This is a genomic window from Streptomyces sp. NPDC018026, from assembly GCF_044327745.1.
GTDB classification, from domain to species: domain Bacteria; phylum Actinomycetota; class Actinomycetes; order Streptomycetales; family Streptomycetaceae; genus Streptomyces; species Streptomyces rubrogriseus.
Window position 1 is genome coordinate 403756 of sequence record NZ_JBIRFY010000001.1, and the last position, 23813, is coordinate 427568.

Here is a 23813-nt window from a genome sequence, read left to right on the forward strand (position 1 = left end):
GCGACGGGAAGCCGAGGGAGAGCGGCGGGGAGAAGTTCCCGCATTCCGGGTCGATTCACGCGATGGTGTGATCATGTGCGGCCCGGCGGATGCGGTCGAAGAGCCCTGGGTAGGGCCGGGCCATGACGCAACAGCCCTTCCAACTCCCGCACTTCTACCTGCCGCACCCCGCACGGCTCAACCCGCATCTCGACGAGGCCCGCGCCCACTCGACGACGTGGGCGCGCGAGATGGGCATGCTGGAGGGCTCCGGGGTCTGGGAGCAGTCCGACCTCGAAGCCCATGACTACGGCCTGCTCTGCGCCTACACCCACCCCGACTGCGACGGGCCGGCGCTCTCCCTCATCACCGACTGGTACGTGTGGGTCTTCTTCTTCGACGACCACTTCCTGGAGAAGTACAAACGCAGCCAGGACCGCCTCGCCGGCAAGGCCCACCTGGACCGGCTCCCGCTGTTCATGCCGCTCGACGACGCCGCCGCGATGCCCGAGCCGCGGAACCCGGTCGAGGCCGGTCTCGCCGACCTGTGGACCCGCACGGTGCCCGCGATGTCGGCCGACTGGCGCCGCCGCTTCGCCGTCGCCACCGAGCACCTCCTCAACGAGTCCATGTGGGAGCTGTCCAACATCAACGAGGGGCGGGTCGCCAACCCCGTCGAGTACATCGAGATGCGCCGCAAGGTCGGCGGCGCCCCCTGGTCCGCCGGACTCGTGGAGTACGCGACCGCCGAGGTGCCGGCCGCCGTCGCCGGGACCCGGCCGCTCAGGGTGCTGATGGAGACGTTCTCCGACGCCGTGCACCTGCGCAACGACCTCTTCTCCTACCAGCGCGAGGTCGAGGACGAGGGCGAGCTGAGCAACGGGGTGCTGGTGCTGGAGACCTTCTTCGGCTGCACCACCCAGGAGGCCGCCGAACTGGTCAACGACGTCCTCACCTCGCGGCTGCACCAGTTCGAGCACACCGCGTTCACCGAGGTGCCCGCCGTCGCCCTGGAGAACGGCCTGACCCCGCCGGAGGTCGCCGCCGTCGGCGCGTACACGAAGGGCCTCCAGGACTGGCAGTCCGGCGGCCACGAGTGGCACATGCGCTCCAGCCGCTACATGAACAAGGGGGAGCGTCCCCTGGCCGGCTGGCAGGCACTGACCGGGCCCGGCACCTCCGCCGCGGACGTCGGCGCACTGCTCGCCGAGGCCGCCGCCCGCCGGGCCCGCTCGTACACGTACGTGCCCTTCCAGAAGGTCGGCCCGTCCGTCATCCCCGACATCCGCATGCCCTACCCGCTGGAGCTGAGCCCCGCCCTGGAGGGTGCCCGGCGGCACCTGTCCGAGTGGTGCCGGAGCATGGGCATCCTCAGCGAGGGCGTCTGGGACGAGGACAAGCTGGAAAGCTGCGACCTCCCGCTGTGCGCCGCCGGACTCGACCCGGACGCCACCCAGGACCAGCTCGACCTCGCCTCCGGCTGGCTGGCCTTCGGCACCTACGGCGACGACTACTACCCGCTGGTCTACGGCCACCGCCGGGACCTCGCCGCCGCCCGGCTGACCACCGCCCGCCTGTCGGACTGCATGCCGCTGGACAGCGAACCGGTCCCGCCGCCCGGCAACGCCATGGAACGCTCCCTGATCGACCTGTGGGTGCGCACGACGGCCGGTATGACGCCCGAGGAGCGACGCCCGCTGAAGAAGGCCGTCGACGACATGACCGAGGCCTGGGTGTGGGAGCTGTCCAACCAGATCCAGAACCGGGTCCCCGACCCCGTGGACTACCTGGAGATGCGCCGCGCCACCTTCGGCTCCGACCTCACCCTGGGCCTGTGCCGCGCCGGACACGGCCCGGCGGTGCCGCCCGAGGTCTACCGCAGCGGCCCCGTCCGCTCCCTGGAGAACGCGGCGATCGACTACGCCTGCCTGCTCAACGACGTCTTCTCCTACCAGAAGGAGATCGAGTACGAGGGCGAGATCCACAACGCGGTCCTCGTCGTGCAGAACTTCTTCGGCGTCGACTACCCGGCCGCCCTGGGCGTCGTGCAGGACCTGATGAACCAGCGCATGCGCCAGTTCGAGCACGTCGTCGCGCACGAACTCCCCGTCGTCTACGACGACTTCCAGCTCTCCGAAGAGGCGCGGGCCGTCATGCGCGGCTACGTCACCGACCTGCAGAACTGGATGGCCGGCATCCTCAACTGGCACCGGAACGTCCCGCGCTACAAGGCCGAGTACCTGGCGGGACGCACCCACGGCTTCCTGCCGGACCGGATCCCGGCCGCGCCCGTGCCGAGGAGCAGTCCCGCCCTGGCGCACTGACCGACGTTCAGTCTCACTCTTTCGTGGCTCGTCACGCGCCGGTGCGCCGGGTAGAGCACCTGCCGGAGGCGATCCATGGAACAGACAGCGTTGCGTCCCAAGCCGATGCCCGGCCGGGATCCGGGGCCCGGCACCGAGCCCGACGGTGCCCGGCACCCGCACCCCGGCCGTCGGCGCCGTCGGCGGCTCACCACCCTGCTGCTCGGCGTGCTCGCCGCGGCCGTCCTGCTCCTCGCGGGCGTGGGACTCGGCACGGTGGGCGCCACGGTGATCGGCATGAGCAAGCTCGCCGAACTGCAGCAGCGGGCCGCGGCGCAGGGACCGGGCGGGGCCCCAGGGGCGGGAGGGGAGGGAGCCGCGGGGACGGCGACGGGCACCCGGGGCGCCCCGGCGCACCCGTCGGCCGGTCCGTCCGCCGGCCGGTCCCCCTCCCCGGCGCCGGCCGGTGCGACCCTCGGGGTGGAGGCCGTGGACGACGAGAAGCCCGGGGCCCGGGTCGTGGGCGTCCACGTGCCGGGGCCCGGGTACACGGCCGGCCTGGTGCGCGGCGACGTGCTGCTCGCCGTCGGCACCACCCGCGTCGACTCGGCGGCCGACCTGGCGCACGCCGTGGCCCGCGCCAGGCCCGGCAAGGAGGTCAAGCTCACCGTGCGCCACCGCAGCGGCGGCTACCAGCAGCTGACGGCGGTACCGGGCGTCGTCACATGACGGTGCCGCCGCACGAGGCCGCCGTCACGCGACGGTGCGGAAGTGACTCGTGAGCCGTCCGGCGTCGTCCAGCACATGGAAGGCGAGCCCGACCGGCGCGTCCCGGTCCGCGACCTGCTCGCCCTCCCAGGGCAGCCGCAGCGTCCACGTCACCCCGGATCCCACCACCAGCGGCCGCCCGGCAAACACGGTGGCCGCGGGCGAGTGCGCGTGACCCGTGATCAGCCCGGCGATCGCGGGCCTGCGCTCCAGCAGCGCGGCCAGGCGCTCGGGGTGACGCAGTCGGTAGGAGTCGGGCAGGGGATGGTGCACGGGCGTGGGCGGGTGGTGGAAGGCGAGCAGGGCCGGAAGGCCGTCGTCGAGACCGTCGAGCGTGGCCTCGATCCAGTCGTACGTCTCCCCGTCCAGCTCCCCCTCGTCGCTGCCCGGGATGCTGGAGTCGCACATCAGGACCGCGCCGCCGTCGAAGACGCGCACGTCGTTGACCGGGCCGTCGGCGGCGGGGCGGCCGAGCAGGGCCTTGCGGTAGGGCGCACGGCTGTCGTGGTTGCCGGGGCAGGTGAGCACGGGGAGCGGCGCCGAGCCGTCGCGCAGCCCCAGGACGCGGGCGGCCTCCTCGTACTCCGCCTCCGTGCCGTGGTCCGCGATGTCCCCGGTGACCAGCAGCGCGTCCACCCGCCCCGGCAGCCGCCACAGCCGGTCGCGCACCCGCTCGGCGCGCTCGGTGGCCCGCGGGCTTCCGTCCAGGTGCAGATCGCTGATGTGGGCGAGTACGAGCACGGTGCCGGCCTCCTCCGGGCGCCCGGACCGCGACGCCCCCGATGCTAATGCTTGATAGGCATACAACCATTAGTCGTGGGGATCGATCAACGCCAATCGGCTCGCGTCGCCCCCGTCCTGCGGGCAGGATGCTGCCCGTGGTCCCTTCACCCCTCCGCCCACTCTTCCGCCCCGGGAGGCCCGGATGACCGGCAGCAGCCCCGCCGCTTCCTTCACCGCCGACGACTACCGGGCCCGTATGGAGCGCGCCGCGCGTGCGGCCGCCGACGCCGGTCTCGCCGGGCTGCTGGTGGCCCCGGGCCCGGACCTGGTGTGGCTCACCGGCTACGCGCCCACGGCGGACACCGAACGGCTCACCCTGCTCGTCCTCGCCCCGGACCGCGACCCCGTGCTCGTCGTCCCGACACTCGAAGCCCCCGACGCGGCGAAGGCGGCCGGTGCCCCCGCCCTGACCCTGCGCGACTGGACCGACGGCAAGGACCCCTACGCGGCCACCGCCGCCCTCCTCGACGCATCCGGACGCTTCGGCATCAGCGACAACGCCTGGGCCATGCACCTGCTGGCCCTCCAGAGCACGCTGCCCGACACGTCGTACGCCTCCCTCACCGAGGCGCTGCCGATGCTCCGCGCCGTCAAGGACGCGGCGGAGCTGGAGCTGCTGGCGGCGGCGGGCGCGGCAGCGGACGCCGCCTTCGAGGAGATCCGGCAGGTCCGCTTCGGCGGGCGCCGGGAGTCCGAGGTCGCGGCCGACCTGGCCGGCCTGCTGCGCCGGTTCGGGCACTCCCAGGTCGACTTCACCATCGTCGCCTCCGGACCCAACGGAGCCAACCCGCACCACGAGGTGGGCGATCGCGTCATCGAGGACGGCGACATGATCGTCCTCGACTTCGGCGGCCTCAAGGACGGCTACGGTTCGGACACCTCCCGCACCGTCCACGTGGGCGAACCCACCGACGAGGAGCGCCGGGTGCACGACCTGGTCCGCGAGGCGCAGGAGGCCGATTTCCGCGCGGTGCGGCCCGGCGCCGCCTGCCAGGACGTCGACCGGGCCGCCCGCGCGGTCATCGCCGACGCCGGGTACGGCGAGTACTTCATCCACCGCACCGGGCACGGCATCGGCGTCACCACGCACGAACCGCCGTACATGATCGAGGGCGAGGAGCAGCCCCTGGTGCCCGGCATGTGCTTCTCCGTCGAGCCCGGCGTCTATCTGCCCGGCCGGTTCGGGGTACGCATCGAGGACATCGTCACCGTCACCGAGGACGGCGGCAGGCGGCTCAACGACACCACCCGGGAGATGGTCGTCGTCGAGTGACCCGTGACGGACCGACCCCGAACACCCCGGCAGACCCGAACATCCCGGCAGACCCGAACGCCCCGGCAGACCCGGAGGACGACGGCGCGACATGACCCAGGCACCGACACTCACCGCGGACACCGTCCGCCGACTGGTCCGCTCCCTGCTGGGCGGGAGCACGGAACCCGACGTCCGGCCGGTCGCGGGGGGCGCCGCAGCCGACACCTGGTGGGTCGGCACCCGGCACGTCCTGCGGCTGGCCCCCGACCGGGAGACCGCGGTGCGCGGCCGCCGCGAACTGCGCCTGCGCGAACTGGTCCGGCCGTACCTCCCGGTCGCGCTGCCGGCCAGCGTGGCGCACGGGGAGTGGGCGCCGGGACTCGCGTACACCCTGGACGCCAAGGTGGCCGGCGGGTCGGGCGAGGACCACGACGTGTCCGCCCTGGGCGAGGCGGACCTCGCGGCGCTGCTCACCGGCCTGCGCGAGGTGCCGGTCCGGCAGGCCGAGACGCTCGGCGTACCGCGGGCGGCCCCGCGCTCCCTGGAGGCGCTGCGCCAGTCCGCCGAGCGCGCCGCCCGCCGCCTCGCCGCGGCCGACGAGTTCGACACCGCGCGGCCCGAGCGGCTCACCCGGGAAGCGGCGGCCCAGCTCGGCGTCCAGCCGGGCGCGGCGGTCCTGGTCCACCACGGGCTGACCGGCGGACACCTCGTGGTCGGCGCCGACGGCCGGGTGCGCGGCGTCCTCGGCTGGAGCGACGCGGTCCTCGGCGACCCGGCCGAGGACATCGCCGGGCTCGCCCGCTCCGTGGGTTCACCGGCCGCCGTCCGCGCGGCCACCCTCGCCGGCTACGGCGCCCGGCCCTGCCTGCGCGGCCTGTGGCTGGCCCGCTGCGACGCGGTGGTCCACCTCGCGGCGGCACTCGACGGCCACTCCGGCGGGCCGCTGCCCGCGGCCGTGCCGCTGCTCAGGACCCGGCTGCGACGCGCCTGGGAACCGATCCTCCTGGAACGCGTGACCGAGCTGCGCGACGACGGCCGGGACGACACCGCCTGAGCGCCTCGAACCCCCCGCTCACTCCTGGACCAGCACCACGCTCGACTCGCCCGGCACCCGCAGTATTCCGTTCGCGCCCGGACCCTCCACCGGTTCCCACGCCGCGAGTACCTGGGCGGGCCGGTTGCCCAGCGGGATCGCCGCCGGTTCGGTGCCCAGGTTGACGGCCACCCGGATGTCTCCGCGCCGGAAGGCGAGCCAGCGCCCTGTGCCGTCGTACGCCACCCTGGTGTCGGCCAGGTCCGGGTCGGTCAGGTCCGGCTGCTCGGCGCGCAGGGCGATCAGCCGCCGGTACCAGTCCAGTACGCGCGCGTGCGGCTCGCGCTCCGGCTCCGACCAGTCGAGGCAGGAGCGCTCACGCGTCGCCGGGTCCTGCGGGTCGGGCACGTCCTCCTCCCGCCAGCCGTGCGCGGCGAACTCCCGCCGTCTGCCCTGCCGTACCGCCTGGGCGAGCTGGGGGTCCGTGTGGTCGGTGAAGAACTGCCAGGGGGTGCCCGCCGCCCACTCCTCGCCCATGAACAGCATCGGCGTGAACGGCGCGGTCAGGGTCAGGGTGGCCGCGCAGGCGGCGAGGCCGGGGGAGACCAGGGACGCCAGACGGTCGCCCCGGGCGCGGTTGCCGACCTGGTCGTGGGTCTGGCTGTAGCCGGTCAGCCGGTGCGCGGCGACCCGGCCCCGGTCCAGCGCACGGCCGTGCGAGCGGCCCCGGAAGCCGGAGTACGTACCGTCGTGGAAGTAGCCCCGGGTCAGCGTCTTGGCGAGCGCCGCCAGCGGATCGCGCGCGAAGTCGGCGTAGTAGCCCTGCGACTCCCCGGTCAGCGCGGCGTGCAGCGCGTGGTGGAAGTCGTCGTTCCACTGCGCGTGCACGCCCAGGCCGCCCTCCGCGCGCGGGGTGATGATCCGCGGGTCGTTCAGGTCGGACTCGGCGATCAGGAAGAGCGGCCGCTCCAGGTCGCCCGCGAGGCCGTCCACGGCGGTCGACAGCTGCTCCAGGAAGTGGCACGCGCGCGTGTCGGCCAGGGCGTGCACCGCGTCCAGGCGCAGCCCGTCGATCCGGTAGTCCCGCAGCCACGCCAGTGCGCTGTCGACCAGATACGCCCGCACCTCGTCGGAGCCGGGCGCGTCCAGGTTCACGGCGACGCCCCAGGGCGTGTGGTGGGTGTCGGTGAAGTACGGGCCGAAGGCGGGCAGGTGGTTGCCGGACGGACCCAGGTGGTTGTGCACCACGTCCAGGACCACGCCGAGCCCGAGGTCGTGCGCCCGGTCGACGAACCGTTTCAGCGCCTCGGGCCCGCCGTACGGCTCGTGCACCGCCCACAGCGAGACCCCCTCGTAACCCCAGCCGTGCCGCCCGGGGAAGGGGCACAACGGCATCAGCTCGACGTGCGTGACGCCGAGTCCCGCCAGGTGTCCGAGGCGCTCCGCGGCGGCGTCGAGCGTCCCCTCGGGGGTGTACGTCCCCACGTGCAGCTCGTACAGGACGCCGCCGGGCAGCGGGCGCCCGGCCCACGCGGTGCGCCAGGCGTACCGCCCGTGGTCGACCACCGCGCTGAGCCCGTCGGGACCGTCCGGCTGGCGGCGCGAGCGGGGGTCGGGCAGCACCGGACCGTCGTCCACCGCGAAGCCGTACCGCGAACCGTCCCGCGCCGGAGCCTCACCGCACCACCACCCGGCCCGCTCCGGATCGCGCTCCAGCGCGCGCGTGGCGCCGTCGCACCGCAACGTCACTCGGCCGGCCTGTGGTGCCCACACCTCGAACTGCACGGACGGTCCCCTTCGTCTGCTCACCGTGATGTAGCGCGTCCATGTTCCAGCACGAAGGGATCATTCCGCTGAGGATTGCCCTCGCGCGCGGCGGGTGTCGTGACACCGGCGCGCGGCGCGGCCGCCGTTTTCCCGTTTTCTGGACACTCCGGCTCCGCTGACCGACAATCAGCTGCGTGACGTCGTCCTTCGAGTTCCCCACGTATCCCGCGCGGCTGTCCGACGCGGAGCGCGACAAGGCGCTGAGCGTGCTCCGGGACGGCGTCGCCATGGGGCGCCTGTCGCACGACACGTTCATCCGCCGGATGGAGCTGGCGCTCGCCGCCCGCCGCCTGGAGGAGCTGGCCGTGCTCACCGCCGACCTGCCCACCGAGAGCCGGCTGTCCCGGCTGGTGTTCGGCACCGTCGAGGCGGTGTCCGGATTCGGCGTACGACTCGGCCGGGCGTGGCGGGCCGAGCGGCTGCCCAAGCTGCTGCTGCCGCACCCCGGCGCCGGACATCCGCTGCGCATAGGGCGCGATCCGGCCAGCGGACTGCGGCTGAGCCACGAGACGGTCTCCCGGGTGCACGCGGAACTCGGCCTTCAGGGCGGCATGTGGGTACTGCGCGACCTGGGCTCCACGAACGGCACCACGGTCAACGGGCGGCGGGTCATCGGCGCGGCCGTCGTCCGGGAGGGCGATCAGATCGGCTTCGGCGAGATGTCCTTCCGCCTGGCGGCGAACTGACCCGCCCCGGCGACCCGGCGGCCCCTCCGGGTGGATCCTTGGCCCGCGCTTCACTCGGAGTCGTGGCCGTCTCCGTGGCTCAAACCGCTTTGCTTTTCGTGGTGTTGACGTACCCCGCAAGTCGTGACTGACTGTGCGTACACCGCGCACACCAGGTGAATCGACGGCTCGCTTCGTGGAGGTGTGCCCTGCCGCCCCTCCTGCGCTACCCGACCGTGGACGAGCTGGGCGCCCGGGCCGCCGCACTCGTCGCCCGGTATCCCCGACACGCCCGGCTGCGGCGTGTCGGCACATCCCGCGCGGGCAGCCCGCTGCTGCTGCTCTCCGTCGGCCACGGCAGCCGCCAGGTCCTCGTCGTCGGCGGCCCGCACGCCAACGAGCCCGTGGGCGGCGCCACCGCCCTGCGGCTGGCCGAGCGGGCCATGGCCGACCCCCGGCTCACCGAGGGCGCCGACGCCACCTGGAACCTGCTGCTCTGCGTCGACCCCGACGGCCTGCGCCGCAACGAGGGCTGGCTCACCGGCCCCTACACCCTCGGCCGCTACGCCCGGAACTTCTTCCGCCCCGGCTTCCTGGAGCAGCCCGAGTGGCTGCCCGACGGCCCGGACCGCGCCACGCTGCCCGAGACCCGCACCCTGCTCGCGCTCCAGGACGAACTGCGGCCCTTCCTGCAGTGCTCCCTGCACGGCGTGGACGTCGGCGGCGGCTTCGTCGAGCTGACCCACGAGCTGCCGGGCCTCGCCCAGCGCATCTCCCACACCGCGGCCCGGCTCGGCATACCCCGCGAACTGGGCGCCTACGACACCCTGTACTGGCCCGACCTCGGACCCGCCGTCTACCGCATCCCGCCGCCCCGCCGCGGCGACCTGACCGCCGCCATCACCGAGGCCGCCGTCGACTCGACCTGGTGCCACCCGCGGCGCCACGGCACCGTCACCGCGGTCGTCGAAGCTCCCATGTGGGGCGTGGCCGCCGTGGCGGACGACTCGCCCCCCGTCGACCGCGACGGCGTCCTGCGCACCGTGAGCCGCACCCTGCGCCACGACACCCGCCGGCTGCGCCGCGTCCTCGCCCGGCTCAGGCCCCACCTCGCCGCCGTGCCGGAGGCGGCGCACCTGCTCGCACCGGTCGACGACTACCTGCTGGTCTGCCCCCGGCTCGCCGACGAGTGGGACCCCGACACCGACGACGGGACCGACCGCTCACTGCCGCCGATGAACACCTCCCACCTCGTGGCACTGCGGCTCGCCGGACGCCGCCTGTCGCTGCGTACCGCGGGGCTGCTGCACCAACTGGTCACCCGTACCGGAGGCGATCCGGCGGGCGTCCTGTCCGAGCTGGACCGGCTCGTCGACGAGGGCTGCGCCGACTACCGCGACGGCTGCGGGGCGCACTGGATACCGGTCGGGCGCCAGGTGGAATACCAGACCCGGGTCGTGCTCGCCGCCTTCGAACTGGCCGGACGGCACACCGCCGCGGGCGCCCGCCCGGGTGAGCCCGGCCGGGGTTCCGAGGCCGCGGTGCCGATGCACCGCGACTGACCCGCGATCAGCCTCCGGCCGCCCGTGTTCCCGTCGCCTCCACCCGCTCCAGGAGCGCCACCGGCCGGTCCGCGAAAAGGTCCGCCACGCGCGCGTGGCCCGCGAACTCCCGTCCGGGCGCCAGCGCGTCGGCCCAGCTGCCGGGCGGCAGCTCCAGCGTCGTGTCGCGCCAGCCCCCGGCCTCCGCCAGCCGCAGCGACAGCCGGGTCACGGCGGTCACGGTCCGGCCGGACCGGGCGAACGCCACGCAGTGTGCCGCCGCCGGGCCCTCGGCGGGCAGCGGCTCGTACGTCCCCGTGCCGCCGAAGACGCCGGGCCGCCGGGCCCGCAGCGCCAGCGCCGCCCGCGTCACCGCCGCCTTCGCCCCGGGGCCCCCGGCCCAGCCCTCGTCCCCGGCCGCGGGGAAGTCCACCGCGCGTCGGTTGTCCGGGTCCACCAGGGCCAGGTACTCGTGCTCGGTGCCCTGGTAGAGGTCCGGTACGCCCGGCATCGTCAGGTGGACCAGGGCGGTGCCGAGGACGTTGGCCCGGATGTGCGGCGCGAGCGCCTCGCGCAGGGCACTCACCCGCGCGCCCGGCGCGCCGCCCGGACCCGCGGCCACGAACCGGGCCACCGCCTCCTCGTACGAGGGGTCCTGCTCCGTCCAGGCGGTGTGCGTGCCCGCCTCGCGCACGTGCTTCAGCAGCGCCTCCCGTACGCGTTCCAGGTCCGCCGGGCCCAGACCGAACACCGTCTGCCAGGCCGCCCACGCCAGCTGCCCGTCCGGCGGCCCCTCGTGCGTGCCGGTGGCCCCGGTGGCCTCGGCCAGGACGTCCGCCCACCGCTCGGGGCACTGGGTGAGCACCGCCAGCGCGGCGCGCACGTCGGCGCTGCGCTTGGTGTCATGGGTCGACACGACCGTGCCCGTGGCGGGCCAGTCGCGCTGCACGCGCGCGCAGTAGGCGTGGAATTCCTGTGGCGACACGGCCGGCCGGCCCGGGTCCCCGCCCACCTCGGTCGCCGACAGCAGCGGCACGTAGCGGTAGAAGGCCGTGTCCTCGACGGACTTGGCGCGCAGCGCCGACGCGGTCTGCGCGAACCGCGTCCGGAACTCCACGTGGTCCGGGCCGTCCCCGTACCGCCCCAGCACCAGGCCCCGTACGACGTCCACGGCGCCGGCCTCCTCGGGCACCGTGAAGGCGAGCCGCGCCCGGGCCGCCGCCTCCTCGGTGACGACCGCCGCCGCGTCCACGCAGGTGTACGGCCGGTACACCTCCAGCCGCACCAGCAGCTCCACCAGCGCCGTGCGCAACGCCCAGGGCGCCCGGTCGCGCAGCGCCGGGTCCGGCGCGGCGGCGCACAGCCGGTGCGCCACCCGGGACAGCCGGTCCAGCTCGGTGGCCAGCTCGCGCGTGAGCACCTCGTACGCCGCGCGCCGCACCGTCGCCGCCCAGTCCCCGCCCAGATCCGCCCGCGGGGCGGCGAACCGGCGGTAGTGGTCGAGCAGTCGCCCGTACCCGGCGGGGTCGGTGAACAGCCCGTCGACGTGCCGCAGGGCGTCGTAGCCGGTCGTGCCCGCGACGGGCCAGGCGGCGGGCAGCCGCTCCCCGTCCGCCAGGATCTTCTCCACCACCGTCCACCGGCCGCCGCTCGCCCGGTGCAGCCGCTCCAGGTACGCGTCGGGCTCGGCGAGGCCGTCGGGATGGTCGACGCGCAGTCCGTCGATCACGCCCTCGCGCAGCAGCCGCAGGACGGTGCCGTGCGTCGCCTCGAACACCTCCGGGTCCTCCACGCGCACACCGATCAGCTCGGAGATGCTGAAGAAGCGCCGGTAGTTCAGCTCGGTGCGGGCCAGCCGCCACCACACCGGGCGGTACCACTGCGCGTCCAGCAGCCGCGGCAGCGGCAGGTCCGCGGTGCCGTCCCGCAGCGGGAAGGCGTGCTCGTGGTAGCGCAGCATGTCTCCGTCGACCCGGAGGTCGTCCAGCACCTCGCCGACCGGCGCGCCGAGCACCGGCACCAGGAGCTGTCCGCCGCCCGCCTCCCAGTCGACGTCGAACCAGCGGGCGTACGGCGACCCGGGCCCCTCGCGCAGCACCTCCCACAGGGCGTGGTTGTGGCGCGGCGACATCGCCATGTGGTTGGGCACGATGTCCAGCACCAGGCCCAGACCGTGCTCCCGCGCGGTGCGCGACAGGGCCCGCAGGCCCTCCTCACCGCCCAGTTCGCCGCGCACGCGCGCGTGGTCGACGACGTCGTAGCCGTGCAGCGAGCCCGGGACCGCCTCCAGGACGGGGGACAGGTGCAGGTGCGACACGCCGAGCGAGGCCAGGTACGGCACGGCCGCCGCCGCGGCCTTGAAGGGGAAGGCCGGCTGAAGCTGGAGCCGGTAGGTGGCCGAGGGGAGGACGGGGGGTGAGGCGGGGCCGGGTCGCTCAGGTGTCATGGAAACCTACGTACCCGCCCCGCGGCCTTTCCTGTCACCGTCCCCCTGACGGGTGCAGGGGGACGCGCCCGCACCGGCCCCCTACACCGGCCGCTGCAGCACCGTCAGGCTCCGGTCCAGCAGCGTCAGCCGGTCCCCGGCCTGCACCTTCGGGCCCGTGCCCGCGGGCACCCCGGCCGTCAGGGCGGTGTCGACGACCACCTCCCACTGCCGGCCGTGGTCGACCGGCACCACGAAGTCCAGCGGCCTCGGCGCGGCGTTGAACATCAGCAGGAACGAATCGTCGGCGATGCGCTCCCCGCGGGTGCCGGGCTCGGAGATCGCGTTGCCGTTCAGGAAGACCGTGAGCGCGGAGGCCCGTGCCGAGTTCCAGTCCCGCTGGGTCATCTCCGCGCCCTCCGGCGTGAACCAGGCGATGTCCGACAGCTCGTCGTGGGTGCCCTGCACCGGGCGCCCGTGGAAGAAGCGGCGCCTGCGGAAGACCGGGTGGTCCTTGCGCAGCCAGACCATCGCGCGGGTGAACTCCAGGAGGTCGTGGCCGTCGTCGGGCCACGCCACCCACGCCAGCTCGTTGTCCTGGCAGTAGGCGTTGTTGTTGCCCCGCTGGGTGCGGGCGAACTCGTCGCCGTGGCTGAGCATCGGGACGCCCTGGGAGAGCAGCAGCGTGGCGGCGAAGTTGCGCATCTGCCGGGCCCGCAGCTCCAGCACCGCCGGATCGTCGGTGTCGCCCTCGACACCGCAGTTCCAGGAGCGGTTGTGGCTCTCGCCGTCCCGGTTGTCCTCGCCGTTGGCGTGGTTGTGCTTGTCGTTGTAGGCCACCATGTCGTGCAGGGTGAAGCCGTCGTGGCAGGTCACGAAGTTGATCGAGGCCAGCGGGCGGCGCCCGTCGTCCTGGTAGAGGTCGGACGACCCGGTCAGCCGGGACGCGAACTCCGCCAGCGTGCGCGGCTCGCCGCGCCACAGGTCCCGCACCGTGTCCCGGTACTTGCCGTTCCACTCGGTCCACAGCGGCGGGAAGTTGCCCACCTGGTAGCCGCCCTCGCCCACGTCCCACGGCTCGGCGATCAGCTTCACCTGGGAGACCACGGGGTCCTGCTGCACCAGGTCGAAGAACGACGACAGCCGGTCCACCTCGTGGAACTGCCTGGCCAGGGTGGCCGCGAGGTCGAAACGGAACCCGTCCACGTGCATCTCGGTGACCCAGTACCGCAGTGAGTCCATGATCATCTGGAGTACGTGCGGGGACCGCATGAGCAGCGAGTTCCCGGTCCCCGTGGTGTCCGTGTAGTAGCGGGGATCGTCGGCCAGCCGGTAGTACGAGGGGTTGTCCAGCCCCTTGAAGGACAGCGTCGGGCCCAGGTGGTTGCCCTCGGCTGTGTGGTTGTAGACGACGTCCAGGATCACCTCGATCCCCGCCTCGTGCAGCGCCTTGACCGCCGACTTGAACTCCAGCACCTGCTGGCCGCGGTCGCCCCAGGAGGCGTAGGCGTTGTGCGGGGCGAAGAACCCGACCGTGTTGTAGCCCCAGTAGTTGTTGAGGCCCATGTCCACCAGCCGGTGGTCGTTGACGAACTGATGCACCGGCATCAGCTCCAGCGCGGTCACCCCGAGCCCCGTGAGGTGCTCGATGAGCGCCGGGTGCGCGAGGGCCGCGTAGGTGCCGCGCAGCTCCTCGGGCAGGCCCGGGTGGCGCATGGTCAGGCCCTTCACATGGGCCTCGTAGATCACCGTGTGGTGGTACTCCGTCCGGGGGCGCCGGTCGTCGCCCCAGTCGAAGTACGGGTTGACCACGACCGACGTCATCGTGTGCGGGGCCGAGTCGAGGTCGTTGCGCCGTTCGGGTGCGCCGAAGTGGTAGCCGTACACCTCCTCGCCCCACCGGACCTCCCCGCTGATCGCACGCGCGTACGGATCGAGGAGCAGCTTGGCGCTGTTGCAGCGCAGTCCGCGCTCCGGGGCGTACGGGCCGTGCACGCGGTACCCGTACCGCTGCCCCGGCATCACGCCCGGCACGTACGCGTGCCGCACGAAGGCGTCGCTCTCCCGCAGCTCGACCGCGGTCTCCGAACCGTCGTCGTGCAGCAGACACAGCTCTACTCGGTCGGCGGCCTCCGTGAAGACCGCGAAGTTGGTGCCGGCGCCGTCGTACGTGGCACCCAGTGGATACGCCTCTCCAGGCCAGACCTGCATGAACACGACTCTTTCAGGTGTGGGGCGCCGGTGCGGACGCCTTGGCTCCGAGTCCCCCGGAAGTCTCCCCGAAAGTGAGGCGACCACCTAGCACGTACGTCCTCCTACCCACCCGGGCGGCGATCCCTCCGTGCGCGTCGCCGGGAGGGGGCGGAGCCGCCGCTGCGGCACCCGGGCACGTCACCGCTATGAATCCGCTCACTCCCCGGTGTGAGCACGAGCGGAACACGCCTTTGGATCAAGGAGGTTGGCAAAACCGGCCCGTCCATCGGGCTGCACCGCGGACCGCTACCGGAGTACCCTTCCTTGATCGTTGGGACGGGGTGTCCCCGGCAGTGTCCGGGGGAGCGGAAGGCGGTACTCGGGTGGGCTCGGGAGGGCTGGAGCTGCCTCCTGGTGACGACGACGGTCACCAGGGGAACTCCACGGACGTCCCGCCCGGTGCGGTGTCCCTGGCGCGGCCGATGAACGCGGGCGCGATCGGTCCCGAGCTGGACTGGGACGCCGGGGCCTGGCACGAGGTGCGCACGCGTGCGCAGCGGGCGGGCCGGGCCTACATCTGGCTGAACCTGGTCGAGCAGCGGCTGCGCGCGGTCGTGGCCGCCGTGCTGCGGCCGGTCTACGAACCGGTGCACGGCGACGACTGGGTGGTCGCCGCCGCCGGACCCGCCGGCCAGGAGTGGGTGCAGCGCGCCGTCGCGGTGCGCGAGGTCAGCCGCCGCAAGGGCTACCTGCTCGACCCGGCCGACGACAACGTCCTCAGCTTCCTCACCCTGCCGCAGCTGCGCGAGCTGATGGTGCAGCACTGGCCCTGCTTCGAGCCCTACGTGGACGAGCGCCGCGACGTCGAACTGGCCCTGGACGAGCTGGAGGTCACCCGCAACGTCGTCTCCCGCAACCGGGCCCTGTCCGAGGCGGTCCTGAACCAGGCCGAGCGGGCCTCGGCGCGGCTGCTCGAGGTGCTCGGCGCGGGCAGCGACGTGCCGTCCGCGCGCCGGCTCCCGGTGGACGCGGTGGAGGACCTGGTCGGGGACCGCTACGCCGACGTGGTCGCCGTGCACTCGGACCGGGTGCGGCTGCTGCGCCAGTTCCCGGCCGAGGACCTGTTCGGCAGCGCCCGCCGCGTGGACGCCCTCGGCATCGGCCTCAACCTGCTCGTGCAGAACTTCTCCGGCCGCCGCCTGCTGCGGATGGCCGAGGGCGGCGGCCGGGTACGGCTGCTCTTCCTCAACCCGGCCTCCAGCGCGATCAAGCGCCGCGAGCGCGAACTGGGCATCAAGCGGGGCGAGCTGAGCCGTGCCGTGGAGATGAACATCCTGCACATGCGCCGCGTGCGGGCCCGGCTGCGGGACCCGGGCGCCTTCGAGATCCAGGTCTTCGACGAGACGCCCCGCTTCACGGCCTACCTCGTCGACGGCGACGGCGCCGACGGCATCGCGGTGGTGCAGTCCTACCTGCGCCGCACCCGGGGCATGGAGGCGCCGGTCCTGGTCCTGCGCAACGGGCGGAACGGGGGAAAGGTCGTGAAGTCGGACCACGTCGACGAGGTGGGACTTTTCCCTACCTACCGTGAGGAATTCGAGCTGATGTGGGCGGATTCGAGGCCGGTGTCGTGAAGGCGGGCCCGGGATCGGTGCGGGCGTAAGCGGAATGCGATCCTCTGATTGTCAGTGGCCCGTGCGAGGGTGGAGACCACTGGGGGAACGCACCACCAAGAAGGGGGACCGCCCATGGGCTGGCACCGGGACCTGCTGATCGGCTTCGACCTGGAGACGACGGGCACCGATCCGCGCGAGGCGCGCATCGTCACGGGAGCCGTGATCGAGGTCAGGGGCTCGGAGCCGCTCGGCCGGCGGGAGTGGCTGGCCGACCCCGGAGTGGAGATCCCGGCGGACGCGGTCGCGGTGCACGGCATCACCAACGAACGCGCGGCCCGCGAGGGCCGGCCCGCCGACCGGGTCGCGGACGCCATCGCCACGGTCCTCGTGGACCACTGGAAGGCGGGCGTCCCGGTCGTCGCCTACAACGCGGCCTTCGACCTCACCCTGCTCTCCGCCGAACTGCGGCGCCACGCGCTGCCGTCCCTGCGCGAGCGGCTGGGCGGCCTGGACCCCGCCCCGGTCATCGACCCGTACACGATCGACCGCTCCGTCGACCGCTACCGCCGGGGCAAGCGCAATCTGGAAGCGGTCTGCCGGGAGTACGGAGTCCCGCTCGACGCCGCCCACGACGCCACGGCCGACGCCCTCGCGGCGGCCCGGCTCGCCTGCGCGATAGCCGGCCGCCACCCCAAGGTCGCGGCCCTCGGACCGGCGGACCTGCACCGCCGCCAGATCGAGTGGTATGCCGAGTGGGCGGCGGACTTCCAGAGCTTCCTGCGCCGCAAGGGCGACGCCACGGCCGTCGTCGACGGGACCTGGCCGCTGCGCGAGTTGGCCGAGGAGCCGGCCGACGAGCGGGTCTGACCCGGCCCGTCACCGCCCGGCCCGACGCACCCCGGCCCGACGCACCCCGGCCCGACGCACCCCCGGGTCAGAAGGGGTACCAGCGCACCTCGGGGTCCTCGTCCCGCAGCGACGCCACCCTGCGTTCGAACTCGGCCAGCGCCTTCGGGTTGCTCGGCGCGTGCTGGGCCACCCATGCGCAGCTCGCGGTCTCCCGGGCGCCGCGCAGCACCGCGCAGCCGTCCCACTCGCGCACGTCCCAGCCGTAGGTCGCGGTGAAGGCGTCGTACGCCTCGGCGGGCAGCCCGTAGCGGTCCCGGCTGAGCGCCATCACCACGAGGTCGTGCTCGCGCAGATCGGCGGAGAAGGTCTCCAGGTCGATCAGGACCGGCCCGTCGGGACCGACGTGCACGTTGCGGGGCAGCGCGTCCCCGTGGATCGGACCCGGCGTCAGGTGCGGGGTGAGCGCGGCGGCCGCCGACGCGAAGCCGTCCCGGCGCGCACGCAGATACGCGGCGTCCGCGGGGTCGATCACCTCGCCCGCCAGGCGCAGCCAGCGTTCCACGCCGCCGAGCAGCTCGCGGGGCGGCAGCTCGAAGGAGGAGGGGAGGGGCAGCTCGTGGACGAGCCGGAGCAGCGCGGCCACGTCCCGGGGCTCGGTGGGCCGCACCGGTTCGGGCAGCCGCCGCCACACCGTCACCGGGTGCCCGTCGACGAACAGGGCCGTCGGCGCCGCCGCCCGCACCGCCGGGACGCCCGCCTCCTCCAGCCAGAGGGCGACGGCCAGTTCCCGGCGGGCCCGCCCGAGGAGTTCCGCGTCGCGGCCCACCTTGACCGCCAGGTCACCCGCGGCGAACACCGCGTTCTCGCCGAGGGCCAGCAGCCGCGCCTTGGACGCCGGGCCGGGCAGCACCTCCGCCGCGGCCAGCACCTCCCGCGCCCGTGCCTCGTCCATCGTCCCGTGCCTCCGTGTCCGTGCGGTTCCCGCCATCCGTCGGCCAGTGTCCCATTCGCACAGGTGGGGGCACGTCCCGGGGCTCTTGACGGGACGCGGTCACTTCACGACCATGACCAGGCCCGTCCGAGCCGTGCAAAGGGGTTGATTACGTGACATTGGTGACCGAGTCGAGAAGACCGGCGCACCGTGCGCCCGGCCCGGACGCCCCTCGGGGTGCGCCGGACCACGGCGCCTGGTTCCTGGTGCTGCCCGCGCTGATCCCGATCCTGGTCCTCAGCGTCGGACCGCTGCTCTACGGCATCCTGCTGGCGTTCACCGACGCCCAGTCGGGCCGCACCGAGCCCACCGAGTGGATCGGCGCCCTGAACTTCCGGGACCTGCTGCACGACACGCTCTTCTGGGAGTCGTTCCGGATCGGCCTGGTGTGGGCCGTCGGGGTGACCGTGCCGCAGTTCCTGCTCGCCCTCGGTCTCGCCCTGCTGCTCAACCAGAACCTCCGGCTGCGCTGGCTGGCCCGGGCCCTGGCGATCATCCCCTGGGCGATGCCCGAGGTCGTCGTCGGCATCATGTGGCGGCTGGTCTACAACGCGGACGCGGGCATCCTCAACGAAACCCTGCGCGACCTCGGCCTCGGCAACGGCCACGACTGGCTCAGCGGCCTCGGCACCGCCCTGCCCGCCGTCATCGTCGTCGGCGTCTGGGCCGGCATGCCGCAGACGACGGTCGCGCTGCTCGCCGGACTCCAGAACACCCCGCGCGAGCTGCACGAGGCGGCCGCGGTGGACGGCGCGGGAGCCTGGCGCCGCTTCCGCACGGTCACCTGGCCCGCCCTCAGACCCGTCGCGCTCGCCATCACCGCGCTCAACCTCATCTGGAACTTCAACTCCTTCGCCCTGGTCTACGTACTGACCAACGGCGGCCCCGGCGGCCGCACCCGGCTGCCCATGCTCTTCGCCTACGAAGAGGCCTTCCGCTACGGCCAGTTCGGCTACGCGGCGGCCATGGGCTGCGTCATGGTCGCCCTGATCTCGGTCCTGCTGGCCGTCTTCCTCGTCGGCCGGCTCCGGGGCGAGGCCAAGGGAGGTGCCGAGGCGTGAGAACCTCCACCGCGGCCCGCACGGGCCAGTACGCGGCGCTGCTCGGCTACCTGGTCTTCCTGGCCTTCCCGTTCCTGTGGCTGATCTCCATCGCGTTCAAACCGCCGCGCGAGCTGGCCAGTCTGCACCCCACCTGGATCCCCGAGGACCCCACCCTCGACAACTTCCGGCAGGCCTTCGACGAGCAGCCACTGCTGCGCGCCGGGCTCAACTCCCTGCTCGCCGCGCTCGGCGCCGCCGTGATCGCCGTGCTGATCGCGACCCCGATGGCGTACGTCATGGCGCGCCGCCGCGGCCGGCTCGCCAAGGCGGCCGCCGGGTGGGTCGTGGTCAGCCAGGCATTCCCCTTCGTCCTGCTGATCATCCCGCTGTTCCTGGTCCTGAAGAACCTCGGCCTGATCAACTCCGTCCCCGGCCTGGTCCTGGTGTACGTCGTCTGGTCGCTGCCGTTCGCGCTGTGGATGCTCACCGGATACGTCCGCGCCGTGCCGCGCGAGCTGGAGGAGGCGGCCGCGGTCGACGGCGCCGGACGGCTGCGGACCCTGGTCTCGGTGACCGCGCCGCTGCTCGCGCCTGGGATCGTGGCGACGGCCCTGTTCGCGTTCATCACCGCGTGGAACGAGTTCTTCTTCGCGCTGGTGCTGCTGAAGACCCCGGAGAAGCAGACCCTGCCCGTGATCCTCACCCACTTCATCGGGGCCGAGGGCGTCGCCGACCTCGGACCGCTCGCCGCGGCCGCCTTCCTCGCCACCCTGCCCTCGCTGCTGGTCTTCGCCCTCATCCAGCGGCGGATCACGGGCGGCATGCTCGCCGGGGCGGTGAAGAGCTGATGATGCGGACGCCCACGAGGATCCTCACCCTGTTCGTCTGTGCCGTCCTGCTGCTCGCGGGCTGCTCGGGCGGCGGCGACGGGGCGGACGACGGCCGGATCACCCTGCGCTTCCAGTCCCTGGCCTGGCAGGACGAGTCCGTGCGGGCCAACAAGGAACTGGTGCGGGAGTGGAACGCCGCCCACCCGGACGTGCGCGTCGAGTACGTCCAGGGCAGCTGGGACAGCGTCCACGACCAGCTGCTCACCTCCTTCGAGGGCGGCGAGGCGCCCGACATCATCCACGACGCCTCCGACGACCTCGCCGACTTCGCCTACGGCGGCTACCTCGCCGACCTCACCGAACTGCTGCCCGCGCGGCTGAAGTCGGACATACCGCAACGCAGCTGGGAGACGGTCGCCTTCGGCGACGGCGTCTACGGAGTGCCGTTCCTCCAGGAACCGCGGGTGCTGATCGCCAACGCCACCCTGCTCAAGAAGTCCGGCGTCCGGATCCCGACGCCCAAACACCCCTGGAGCTGGGCGGAGTTCCGGCAGGTGACGAAGGAGCTGAGCGGCGACGGCACGTACGGGGTGGCCTGGCCGCTCAAGGAGCCCGTCTCCGCCACGCTCAACCTCTCCCTGTCCACCGGCGGCAAGCTGTTCCACCGCGGCGCCGACGGAAAGGTGACCGTCCGCTTCGAGGCGGGCGACCAGGTGGTGCCCCGCACCGTCCACGACCAGGTCGACACCGACCGCAGCGCCTCGCCCACCACCCTGGGCAGCGGCGGCTCCGACACCCTGCCCGGCTTCTTCGCGGGCAAGTACGCGATGGTGCCGCTCGGCTTCTCCTACCGCCAGCAGATCGAGCAGCAGGCACCCGAGGGCTTCGACTGGCAGGTGCTGCCCGCCCCGGCCGGCGCCGACGGGCTCGCCCAGGGGGTCAGCCCGCAGACCCTGTCCGTCGCCGAGGACAGCCCGCACAAGAAGGAGGCCGCCGCGTTCGTCGACTTCCTCCTCCAGCCGGACAACATGGTGCGCCTCGCGCTCGGCGACTGGATGCTGCCCACCGGGGAGCAGGCCCTGAAGGACCCCGCACTGCACACCGACAAGCACGGCTGGGCCACCGGCACCGCCCTGGCCGCCCACCTGCGCCCGGCGCCCGCGCAGTCGGTGCGGGGCTACGCCGAGTGGAAGGACAAGGTGGCGACCCCGGCGCTCCAGGAGTACTACAGCGGAGCGATCGGCATCGGCGAACTGCGCCACAGACTGGAGGAGGACGGCAACCTGGTACTCGCCCGCTACCAGCGCTGACGGCGCCCGCGGGAAGCCCGCCGACGGCCGATCGTCGAACGCCCGTCGCGGGCCGCCCGCGCGAAAACCCGTTGCCCGCCGCGTGCCCGGCCGCCTAGCGTCGCGTCCGTGGCAGCTTTCAACGCGATCTTCGACTCCGGTCTCGGCCGGGGCTGCACGTACTCCATCAGGATGCGGCGCGGCCCCGGAGCCCTGACCGGCCCGGGGTCCCCCCGCCGCTGACGCGCCCGACGCGCCCGACGCGTCCCGCGCACGCGCGGCGGGGCTGAGCCCTCGCATTCCCTTTTGCCTTCGTCTTCCGGTCAGGGCCTTCGGCTGCCCTTTTCCCCTCCTGTCACGGAAGACAAGGACCGCAGGCCATGGCCCGCCCCACCCAGCGTGCCCGCACGCTCTCGCAGAACTTCCTCGCCGACCGCGCCACCGCCGAGCACGTCGCCCGGCTCGCCGCCGCCGCCGACCGCCCGCGCCCTCCCCTCGTGCTCGAAGTGGGCGCGGGCAAGGGCGCGCTCACCGAGCCGCTCGCCCGCCGCAGCCGCGAGCTGCACGCCTACGAGATCGACCCACGGCTCGTCCCCGGACTCCGCGCACGCTTCGCGCGCAGCCCGCACGTCCGCGTCGTCCCCGGTGACTTCCTCGCCGCCCGGCCCCCGCGCACGCCGTTCTCGGTCGCCGGGAACGTGCCCTTCTCGCGCACGGCCGACATCGTCGACTGGTGCCTGACCGCGCCCGGCCTCACCGACGCGACCCTCCTCACCCAGCTCGAGTACGCCCGCAAACGCACCGGCGACTACGGCCGCTGGACCCGGCTCACGATCCTGACCTGGCCGCGGCACGAGTGGCGGCTGGTCGGCCGGGTGGGCCGCCTCCGCTTCCGCCCGGCGCCGCGCGTCGACGCCGGCATCCTCCGCATCGAACGCCGCCCCGCCCCGCTGATCGGCGCGGGCGCGGGACGCGGCTGGACGGACCTGGTCGAGCTGGGGTTCTCCGGCGTCGGCGGTTCACTGCACGCCTCCCTGCGGCGCGCCCATCCCCGGCGCCGGGTGGACGCGGCGTTCCGGGCCGCGCGGCTCGACCCCGGCGCACTCGTCGCAGAGGTCGCCCCCGAGCGGTGGCTGCGGCTGCACGAGGAGCTGGCGCCATGAACCGAAAAGAGTTGCACGAGACGTCTCGTCTCGCATACGGTCGTCGCATGACCAGTCCCGCGCACATCGCCATGTTCTCCATCGCCGCCCACGGCCACGTGAACCCCAGCCTGGAGGTGATCCGCGAGCTCGTCGCACGAGGGCACCGGGTGACGTACGCGATCCCGCCGATCCTCGCGGACAAGGTCGCCGAGGCGGGCGCCGAACCCAAGCTCTGGAACAGCACGCTGCCCGGTCCCGACGCCGACCCGGAGGCGTGGGGGAGCACCCTGCTGGACAACGTGGAGCCCTTCCTCGACGACGCGATCCAGGCACTCCCGCAGCTCGCCGAGGCCTACGAGGGCGACGAGCCGGACCTGGTCCTGCACGACATCGGCTCCTACACCGCCCGCGTCCTCGGCCGCCGCTGGGACGTGCCCGTGATCTCCCTGTCGCCCTGCATGGTCGCCTGGGAGGGCTATGAGCAGGAGGTCGGCGAGCCGATGTGGGAGGAGCCGCTGAAGACCGAGCGCGGGCAGGCGTACTACGCCCGCTTCCACGCCTGGCTGGAGGAGAACGGCATCACCGACCACCCCGACCCCTTCGTCGGCCGCCCCGACCGCTCCCTGGTGCTGATCCCCAAGGCACTCCAGCCCAACGCCGACCGGGTGGACGAGAAGACGTACACCTTCGTCGGCGCCTGCCAGGGGGACCGCACCGCCGAGGGCGACTGGACCCGTCCCGAGGGCGCGGCGAAGGTCGTCCTCGTCTCCCTCGGGTCCGCCTTCACCAAGCAGCCCGCGTTCTACCGGGAGTGCGTCCGGGCCTTCGGCGAGCTGCCCGGCTGGCACACCGTGCTCCAGGTCGGCCGGCACGTCGACCCCGCCGAGCTGGGCGACGTACCGGACAACGTGGAGGTCCGTACCTGGGTACCGCAGTTGGCGATCCTCCAGCAGGCCGACCTGTTCGTCACCCACGCGGGTGCGGGCGGCAGCCAGGAGGGCCTGGCCACCGCCACGCCGATGATCGCCGTACCGCAGGCCGCGGACCAGTTCGGCAACGCCGACATGCTCCAGGGCCTCGGCGTCGCCCGTACCCTCGCGACCGAGGAGGCCACCGCCGAGGCGCTGCGCACCGCCGCCCTCGCCCTGGTCGACGACCCGGAGGCGGCGGCGCGGCTGAAGGAGATCCAGGCGCGGATGGCCCAGGAGGGCGGCACCCGGCGGGCCGCCGACCTCATCGAGGCGGAGCTGGCCGCCGCGCGCGCCTGACCCGCCACAG

General features: G+C 73.6%; 18 protein-coding genes. 13 read left to right on the plus strand and 5 right to left on the minus strand.

Features of this window, described 5'->3' with window-relative positions; translation table 11 throughout:
* The first annotated feature begins 122 nt into the window (after positions 1-122).
* The gene (cyc2, locus tag ACH4D3_RS01635; protein ID WP_398315207.1) at positions 123-2303 is read left to right on the plus strand and encodes a germacradienol/geosmin synthase Cyc2; all 2181 of its coding nucleotides are present in this window, start codon (positions 123-125) and stop codon (positions 2301-2303) included.
* A gap of 75 nt (positions 2304-2378) precedes the next feature.
* Positions 2379-3011: a PDZ domain-containing protein gene (locus tag ACH4D3_RS01640; RefSeq protein WP_398315209.1), complete on the plus strand. Its 633-nt coding sequence runs from the start codon at positions 2379-2381 to the stop codon at positions 3009-3011.
* A 24-nt stretch (positions 3012-3035) separates the two neighbouring features.
* Here ACH4D3_RS01640 and ACH4D3_RS01645 read toward each other — a convergent pair whose 3' ends face one another.
* Complete coding sequence (locus tag ACH4D3_RS01645; RefSeq protein WP_398315211.1) at positions 3036-3791, minus strand: metallophosphoesterase; 756 nt, start codon at positions 3789-3791, stop codon at positions 3036-3038.
* Positions 3792-3975: 184 nt separating this feature from the next.
* On the opposite strand from ACH4D3_RS01645, the gene ACH4D3_RS01650 reads away from it, so the two are divergent.
* A complete protein-coding gene (locus ACH4D3_RS01650) occupies positions 3976-5106 on the plus strand; it encodes an aminopeptidase P family protein (protein ID WP_398315213.1) in 1131 nt (376 codons plus the stop codon).
* 91 nt (positions 5107-5197) lie between these two features.
* A complete protein-coding gene (locus tag ACH4D3_RS01655) occupies positions 5198-6142 on the plus strand; it encodes an aminoglycoside phosphotransferase family protein (RefSeq protein WP_398315215.1) in 945 nt (314 codons plus the stop codon).
* 18 nt (positions 6143-6160) lie between these two features.
* On the opposite strand, the gene treZ is transcribed toward ACH4D3_RS01655, so the two are convergent.
* The gene (treZ, locus tag ACH4D3_RS01660; RefSeq protein ID WP_398315217.1) at positions 6161-7906 is read right to left on the minus strand and encodes a malto-oligosyltrehalose trehalohydrolase; all 1746 of its coding nucleotides are present in this window, start codon (positions 7904-7906) and stop codon (positions 6161-6163) included.
* Between the two features lie 176 nt (positions 7907-8082).
* On the opposite strand from treZ, the gene ACH4D3_RS01665 reads away from it, so the two are divergent.
* Positions 8083-8634, plus strand: coding sequence for an FHA domain-containing protein (locus ACH4D3_RS01665; RefSeq protein ID WP_398315219.1), 552 nt, complete (start codon positions 8083-8085; stop codon positions 8632-8634).
* A 215-nt stretch (positions 8635-8849) separates the two neighbouring features.
* Positions 8850-10175 carry a M14 family zinc carboxypeptidase gene (locus ACH4D3_RS01670; RefSeq protein ID WP_398315221.1) on the plus strand — a complete coding sequence of 442 codons (1326 nt, stop codon included), beginning with the start codon at positions 8850-8852 and terminating at the stop codon, positions 10173-10175.
* Between the two features lie 7 nt (positions 10176-10182).
* Here ACH4D3_RS01670 and treY read toward each other — a convergent pair whose 3' ends face one another.
* Both treY and glgX read right to left on the minus strand, forming a co-directional pair.
* Complete coding sequence (gene treY / locus ACH4D3_RS01675; RefSeq protein ID WP_398315223.1) at positions 10183-12600, minus strand: malto-oligosyltrehalose synthase; 2418 nt, start codon at positions 12598-12600, stop codon at positions 10183-10185.
* Positions 12601-12681: 81 nt separating this feature from the next.
* Positions 12682-14790 (minus strand): glycogen debranching protein GlgX, encoded by a 2109-nt coding sequence (glgX, locus tag ACH4D3_RS01680; RefSeq protein WP_398315225.1) that lies wholly within the window; start codon positions 14788-14790, stop codon positions 12682-12684.
* 365 nt (positions 14791-15155) lie between these two features.
* On the opposite strand from glgX, the gene ACH4D3_RS01685 reads away from it, so the two are divergent.
* Both ACH4D3_RS01685 and ACH4D3_RS01690 read left to right on the plus strand, forming a co-directional pair.
* Positions 15156-16406, plus strand: coding sequence for an SAV2148 family HEPN domain-containing protein (locus ACH4D3_RS01685; protein WP_398315227.1), 1251 nt, complete (start codon positions 15156-15158; stop codon positions 16404-16406).
* Between the two features lie 114 nt (positions 16407-16520).
* Complete coding sequence (locus ACH4D3_RS01690; protein ID WP_398315229.1) at positions 16521-17255, plus strand: 3'-5' exonuclease; 735 nt, start codon at positions 16521-16523, stop codon at positions 17253-17255.
* Between the two features lie 67 nt (positions 17256-17322).
* On the opposite strand, the gene ACH4D3_RS01695 is transcribed toward ACH4D3_RS01690, so the two are convergent.
* Entirely contained in the window at positions 17323-18189 is an 867-nt protein-coding gene (locus ACH4D3_RS01695) for a phosphotransferase enzyme family protein (RefSeq protein WP_398315230.1), read from the minus strand.
* Between the two features lie 152 nt (positions 18190-18341).
* On the opposite strand from ACH4D3_RS01695, the gene ACH4D3_RS01700 reads away from it, so the two are divergent.
* From ACH4D3_RS01700 to ACH4D3_RS01720, 5 genes are all read left to right on the plus strand, one after another.
* On the plus strand, positions 18342-19289 hold the full coding sequence (locus ACH4D3_RS01700; RefSeq protein ID WP_398315232.1) for a carbohydrate ABC transporter permease: 948 nt from the start codon (positions 18342-18344) through the stop codon (positions 19287-19289).
* Positions 19286-20119 carry a carbohydrate ABC transporter permease gene (locus tag ACH4D3_RS01705; protein WP_398315234.1) on the plus strand — a complete coding sequence of 278 codons (834 nt, stop codon included), beginning with the start codon at positions 19286-19288 and terminating at the stop codon, positions 20117-20119. The genes ACH4D3_RS01700 and ACH4D3_RS01705 overlap by 4 nt, the downstream gene beginning before the upstream one ends.
* Positions 20119-21411 (plus strand): ABC transporter substrate-binding protein, encoded by a 1293-nt coding sequence (locus ACH4D3_RS01710; RefSeq protein WP_398315236.1) that lies wholly within the window; start codon positions 20119-20121, stop codon positions 21409-21411. Before ACH4D3_RS01705 ends, ACH4D3_RS01710 begins: the two co-directional genes overlap by 1 nt.
* A 359-nt stretch (positions 21412-21770) precedes the next feature.
* On the plus strand, positions 21771-22553 hold the full coding sequence (gene erm(O) / locus ACH4D3_RS01715; RefSeq protein ID WP_398315238.1) for a 23S rRNA (adenine(2058)-N(6))-methyltransferase Erm(O): 783 nt from the start codon (positions 21771-21773) through the stop codon (positions 22551-22553).
* Entirely contained in the window at positions 22550-23803 is a 1254-nt protein-coding gene (locus tag ACH4D3_RS01720) for a glycosyltransferase (RefSeq protein ID WP_398315240.1), read from the plus strand. Before erm(O) ends, ACH4D3_RS01720 begins: the two co-directional genes overlap by 4 nt.
* Positions 23804-23813 lie beyond the last annotated feature (10 nt).